The sequence below is a fragment of the Micrococcales bacterium genome (genome assembly GCA_009784895.1).
Lineage (GTDB): Bacteria > Actinomycetota > Actinomycetes > Actinomycetales > WQXJ01 > WQXJ01.
Genome location: WQXJ01000034.1, coordinates 21,687 through 27,750, shown reverse-complemented (window position 1 = coordinate 27,750; position 6,064 = coordinate 21,687). Strand labels below are relative to the sequence as shown.

Genomic DNA, 6,064 nt, shown 5'->3' with positions numbered 1-6,064 from the left:
CGGGCTGTTTCGATCGAGTTTGCTCCAAACCGCACAACAACGAATCGACTTTGAGCGAAACCGGACAGTGGTTGGGTACCGACCTGGGGTTATACAGATTCAGTGTCCGGTGTGGGGCGAACTCGATGCCGTGCTGTCCGGTGTGGGGTGAACTCGATGCCGTTCTGTCCGGTGTGGGGTGAACTCGATGCCGTGCTGTCCGGTGTGGGGTGAACTCGATGCCGTGCTGTCCCGCGCGGTCACCCTTGAGCGCCTCAAGGCGGTTGCCCGGCGGCACTCGCAGGTCATCTAAGGTCGCCGCAGCTCCCAGCATCCTCAGCTTCCGCAGAGCAACTCGATGGCTTCGGGTATCAAGCGACCTAACTGGTTCCCGGTTCGCAAGCCGCTCGGTGTCCTTGTTGCCGAACGACTTGGTCACACGAGCACCAGTTAACGCGACACGTCAATAACGCTAGGCGTTAGGCGCGGCGACCGGCTGGGCCGCACATCGCTGGCTTGTGCTTTCGATTTGTTCGAATTAGAATTGGGGCATGGCACAGAAGCTGCCGGCACCGCAGTCCGGGACCAGCGCCAAAAACCGCTATTCCGCAGTGTCAGACGCTCTGAGCAAAGGCGGCGCTGCCACCGTTGTTACCGCTGGTGGAAAGCCCGTGGATCTGCCGCCCGAGCTATGCGAGGTCTTGGCCGCGGCCGCCAGGGAATTTGCCCAAGGCCGGGGCGTTGTGGTCTACCCGCAGGACACGGTGCTGACCGCGCAAGAGGCGGCCAGCCTGCTTGGCGTTTCCCGGCCAACCATGAACCGAATACTCGATTCGGGCAGAATCCCATGCGACAGGCCGGCCAACCATCGTCGGGTCAAGCTGGTTGATGTCCTTGCATACAAGCGGGCAATGGCCACTCAGAGGGACACTGCCATGACGGAGCTGCTGGCAGACGCGGCGACGATTCCGGGCGACGTTGACGGCTTTGTGACAACCAGGCGGTCGGCAAACCCAAGCCACTATCCAATCGAGGTGAACCGATGACTGGACAGATCTTTGTGAGACTCCAGGACGGCGAGCTGCGTGCCCTGGCCCAGGAACCCTACGTCAATGAGGACTACTTCCAGGAGCTCATCGCCAAGCACCCCGAACTGTTGGCGGGGGACCAGATCACACCCGATTCCCCCAGGCAGTGGGTGTTGGTTGCTAGGGAGATGGGTGTGCCGGCCGAGCAAGACGGTGGCGCGCAGTGGTCGCTGGATCATCTCTTCATTGACCAGGACGCCGTGCCGACATTTGTTGAGGTGAAGCGAAGCAGCGACACGCGCCTGCGCCGTGAGGTGGTGGCGCAAATGTTGGACTACGCCGCCAACGGCAGCCAATACTGGTCGCTCGAGGACTTGCGGTCGAGTTATGAGGAACAGGCCCATCTGGCCGATGCCGGCACTCTGGCGAGCATTGGTGTGGCACCCGAGCGGGAGGAAGAGTTTTGGGAGCAGGTCAGCTCCAATTTGCGCTCCGGCCGGCTGCGCCTGATCTTCGCGGCCGATGTCATTCCGCCGTCGCTGCAGCGGATCATCGAGTTCCTCAACGACCAAATGACCACCACCGAGGTTCTGGGGCTCGAGATCAAGCAATACCTATCGGGGGACGGTTTGACCACGCTGGTGCCGGACATTGTTGGCGCCACGGAAGCTGCCAGCCAGACCAAACGGCGTGGCTCCAGGCAATGGGACGAAGCCAGTTTCTTGGCAGACACAGAACGGCTGAGCGGCCAGGACGCGGTTGCCACGTGTCGACGGATTCTCAGCCTGGTTGGGAGTCTCAAAGGGCGCGTTCGGTGGGGCAGGGGAGCAGCCCACGGGACTTTGACGCCGGTCTTGGGTAATGGCCAGGGGCACGAATTGTTTTGCGTATACAACGCGAACATCGATGTGTTTGTTCAGATCCTGTTCCAGACAATGGGCCCGCCCCATGACACCGTCCAAGCCCGGCGAGGGCTCAAGTTTGGGCTTGAGCAGGTTCCGGGTGTGCACCTGGCCGACGACAAGCTGGACAAATATCCCAGCTTCAGAATCGACCTGTTATACCCAGAAGACTCCTTCATCCAATTCGAAAACGTGGTCAGGCAATTCCACGCCGACGTCTTAGCCTTCGACCAGACCAATAGCGCGTGAACTGGGCCAATCTCGGCGGGAGAGGCGACAAACGCTGGGCCCACCGACCGCCTGGTTTGTCAGGCGTCAGCACTAGGTCGGCAGCAACAGAGGCTGACTCTGCGCGTCTTGGGCACACAGCTCAGGTGGTGCCCCGCTCATCCACGACCTGTCCAGCCTCCGGCAGGGGCAACCGCGCGAGCTATGTGAAGTCTTGGCCGCGGCCGCCAGGGAATTCACCCGTCTTGGGGGTACTCGATGGTGGTTGGCCGGGTTGCTTTGATCGAGTTTGCTCCAAACCGCACAACAACGAATCGACTTTGAGCGAAACCGGACAGTGGTTGGGTACCGACCTGGGGTTATACAGATTCAGTGTCCGGTGTGGGGTGAACTCGATGCCGTGCTGTCCGGTGTGGGGTGAACTCGATGGTGGTTGGCCGGGTTGCTTTGATCGAGTTTGCTCCAAACCGCACGACAACGAATCGACTTTGAGCGAAACCGGACAGTGGTTGGGTACCGACCTGGGGTTATACAGATTCAGTGTCCGGTGTGGGATGAACTCGATGCCGTGCTGTCCGGTGTGGGGTGAACTCGATGCCGTGCTGTCCGGTGTGGGGTGAACTCGATGCCGTGCTGTCCGGGGGCCGGCGGCAGGTGCCTGGTGGCAGAGTTCCAGTGGCGCGGCGACCCGCAGCGACCGGCGGCGATGCGGTGTGCCGGACGTAACCCACCAAGGCATAAGATGGACACAACAAATCATCCAGCTGCGAGGACGCACTGTGCTCGAGGACCAACCAAGCCAACCCGAGGCACCCGGCCAAGGGCCGGCATCGGGCAACCAAAACCAAGGCGCCGCCAAGGCTAGTTTCCGTTCGCTACTACCAAGCCTCGATGACTACTCCCCCCTCCGCCTGACCTGGCGGGCCGACGTTCTAAGCGGCCTAACGGTAGGCATAGTGGCCCTGCCACTGGCCCTGGCCTTTGGCGTCAGTTCCGGTGCCGGCGCCGAGGCCGGACTGATCACGGCGATTGTGGCCGGACTGGTGGCGGCCATCTTTGGCGGCTCGAATGTGCAGGTGTCCGGGCCAACCGGCGCCATGGTCGTAGTCCTAGCACCAATCATGGCCGCTCACGGCACCGCCGTTTTGGGTTTCATCTGCATGGTGGCCGGCGTTTTGGTGATAGTGGCTGGCCTGCTGCGCCTGGGCCGGATGGTGGCGGCCGTGCCCTGGCCGGTGATCGAAGGCTTCACCCACGGCGTGGCCGTGATCATCTTCTTGCAGCAATTCCCGGCCTTCTTAGGGGTCGAAAACAAGAACCTCAGTTCCAGCCCGGTGGTGGCGACTTTGCAGTGCCTGGGCCGGACCGATTGGTCAAGTGTCATCTGGACGGTGCTGGCAGCAGGCGGAGTGGCCGCCACTATGGTCCTAGGCGCGCGGATTTCACGCCAAATTCCCTGGTCACTGGTCGGATTGGTGCTGGTGACCACCGTCTACCAACTGGCCGGCATCAAAGTGGCCATCATTGGCCATATCCCCCCCGGCCTGCCGGCCCCGACAATGCCGGCAGTCGACTTTGCCACTATCAAAGCCGTACTCGGCGGCACCTTGGCGGTGGCAGCCTTGGCCGCCATCGAATCGCTGCTTTCCGCCCGGGTGGCCGCTCAGCACCGCCAAACCGGGCCCTTCAACGCTGATAGGGAGCTGATTGGCCAGGGTTTGGCTTCGATCACAGCCGGTTTCTTTGGCGGCATGCCCGCCTCTGGTGCGGTCGCCCGCACGGCGGTCAACGTCTCATCCGGCGCCCGCACTCGAGTGGCAGCCGTGGTCCACGCCTTAACCTTGGTGGCGATTGTCTACACCGCCTCGACCGTGGTCGACAAGGTTCCCCTGGCGGCGCTGGCCGGGGTGCTAATGGTTACGGCCGTGCGCATGGTGCCGCTGTCAACCGCCAAAACCTTGATGCACTTGTCCCACCAAGACGCCCTGCTATTCACCATGACGGCGGTCATAACCGTTTCGGTCGACCTGATCTACGCCGTGGCCATTGGTATTGCCGTGGCGGCGGTTTTTGCGCTCAGGACCATCTCGTCGATCGCCGGGGTTTACCGAGTTGATCTGCCCGGCCCGCCGGAGGAGGGCGATGAGCTAGTCGCCTACTACTCCGTTGACGGTGCGCTCTTTTTTGCCACGGCCGAGCGCCTGCTTGACCAGGTCAGCCACATTGAAGGGGTTCAAGTTGTGGTGGTCGGTATGGACCGGGTCAGGATCCTCGATTCGACCGGCGCCCAGGTGCTCAGCGATATGGTCGCCACGCTGGAAGAACGTCACATCACCGTGCTATTGCACTCGTTCAGGCCCTCTCACCTGGAGATGGCCAAAGGGGCCGGTGTTTTTGACGCCCTGGAACACCCCGAACACAACCTTGAAGATGAAGAGCAGGCCATTGCCTTGGCCCGCTGGCAGGTGGCCCAGGGTCGCGCCGCCGGCGGTCCGCCTATGCCCGATGCCGGTCCTCCGGTTTCGCAGTAGCGCCAAGTTCGGCAGTTGGTCACCTCGTCGCCAGGTGGTGGGCGAAGGTCAGGGCTGGGTCTATTTGGGGGGCGCGGCCCCAATGGGCTAGGCTGTGGCGGTTGCCCGGCCACGTCGCTTTGAGCGCGCGGCTTGGGTGCAGACCCTCCTGTCACGGATGGACCGTGACCGAATAGACCACAGGAGGTGGGTTGAAGTATGCGTCCATACGAGATCATGATCATCCTTGATCCCGAATTGGAAGAGAAGTCACTCCCCAAGCATTTGGAGCGCTATCTCAAAGTCATCACCAGTGCCGGTGGCACCATCGACAACCAGGACTTTTGGGGTAAACGCCACCTGGCTTACGACATCAAGAAGCGGTCCGAGGGCTACTACGTGGTCATCAACTTCACTTCTGAGCCAGAAGCGGCCAAGGAAATGGACCGGCTTTTGGGTCTGGCAGAATCGGTCCTCAGAACCAAACTGCTCAGGGCCGCAGAGGCCCTAGAGGCCTGAGAGGAGCGCCATGTCTGGCGACACAATCATCACCGTAATCGGCAACCTGACAGGGGATCCGGAGCTCCGCTTCACCCCTTCTGGTGCCGCTGTGGCTAACTTCACGATCGCCTCGACCCCTCGGGTTTTTGACCGGCAGAACCAGCAGTGGCGGGACGGCGAGACGCTGTTTATGCGCTGCTCAGTGTGGCGCGAAGCGGCCGAGAATGTGGCCGAGACCCTGGTAAAGGGCACACGTGTGATCGCCCAGGGTCGTTTGACCCAGCGGTCCTACGAGACCCGCGACGGTGAAAAGCGAACCGCGGTTGAGCTGCAAGTCGATGAGGTGGGGCCGTCGCTGCGTTATGCCAGCGCCAAGGTCACCAGGAATGCCCGCGGCGGCTCTGGCGGTTATGGCGGCCAGGGCGGATTCAGCGGCCAGGACCAAGGCGGATACAACACCCCGGCCAGGGATGACCAGGCCGGTCCCAGGCCCCAGGCCGAGGCCGCCCCCCAAGCCAGCGGCCAAGGTGGCCGGCCGGCCAGCCCTGGGGCTGGCCAGAGCGTCTACGCCCAGGCCCGGGCCGAGGACCCGTGGGCGGCACCGGGCGTAACCGGCAATGCCAACGACGACCCGCCCTTTTAACCACCAAGCATGAGCAAAGGACCAACTATGCCAAAGCCTCCAATGCGCAAGCCGAAGAAAAAGGCCAACCCCTTGCGCGGTGCTAATGATGCGATCGACTACAAGGACGTGGCGTTGCTGCGTAAGTTCGTCTCGGAGCGCGGCAAGATCCGCGCCCGGCGGGTCACCGGTGTCAGCGTGCAAGAACAGCGCGCCATTGCCCAGGCCGTCAAGAACGCGCGCGAAATGGCCCTGCTGCCCTATTCGAGCTCAGGTCGGTAAGGAGCAGAACCA

Annotated in this window: 6 protein-coding genes and 1 pseudogene; 6 read left to right on the top strand and 1 reads right to left on the bottom strand. The window is 62.3% G+C overall.

The features are described 5' to 3' along the window. Window positions 1–217: 217 nt before the first annotated feature. Window positions 218–418, bottom strand: a pseudogene (locus FWD29_07040) (type II toxin-antitoxin system RelE/ParE family toxin). A gap of 112 nt (window positions 419–530) precedes the next feature. On the opposite strand from FWD29_07040, the gene FWD29_07035 reads away from it, so the two are divergent. The 6 genes from FWD29_07035 to rpsR all read left to right on the top strand — a co-directional run bounded on the left by FWD29_07035 (window position 531) and on the right by rpsR (window position 6,052). Then, the gene (locus FWD29_07035) at window positions 531–1,025 is read left to right on the top strand and encodes an excisionase family DNA-binding protein (GenBank protein ID MCL2803689.1); all 495 of its coding nucleotides are present in this window, start codon (window positions 531–533) and stop codon (window positions 1,023–1,025) included. Then, the gene (locus tag FWD29_07030; protein ID MCL2803688.1) at window positions 1,022–2,158 is read left to right on the top strand and encodes a hypothetical protein; all 1,137 of its coding nucleotides are present in this window, start codon (window positions 1,022–1,024) and stop codon (window positions 2,156–2,158) included. Before FWD29_07035 ends, FWD29_07030 begins: the two co-directional genes overlap by 4 nt. Before the next feature lie 758 nt (window positions 2,159–2,916). Beyond that, complete coding sequence (locus FWD29_07025; protein ID MCL2803687.1) at window positions 2,917–4,668, top strand: SulP family inorganic anion transporter; 1,752 nt, start codon at window positions 2,917–2,919, stop codon at window positions 4,666–4,668. 198 nt (window positions 4,669–4,866) lie between these two features. Further along, the gene (rpsF, locus tag FWD29_07020; GenBank protein MCL2803686.1) at window positions 4,867–5,166 is read left to right on the top strand and encodes a 30S ribosomal protein S6; all 300 of its coding nucleotides are present in this window, start codon (window positions 4,867–4,869) and stop codon (window positions 5,164–5,166) included. A 10-nt stretch (window positions 5,167–5,176) separates the two neighbouring features. Then, on the top strand, window positions 5,177–5,791 hold the full coding sequence (locus tag FWD29_07015) for a single-stranded DNA-binding protein (GenBank protein MCL2803685.1): 615 nt from the start codon (window positions 5,177–5,179) through the stop codon (window positions 5,789–5,791). Window positions 5,792–5,818: 27 nt separating this feature from the next. Beyond that, window positions 5,819–6,052, top strand: coding sequence for a 30S ribosomal protein S18 (gene rpsR, locus FWD29_07010; protein MCL2803684.1), 234 nt, complete (start codon window positions 5,819–5,821; stop codon window positions 6,050–6,052). Window positions 6,053–6,064 lie beyond the last annotated feature (12 nt).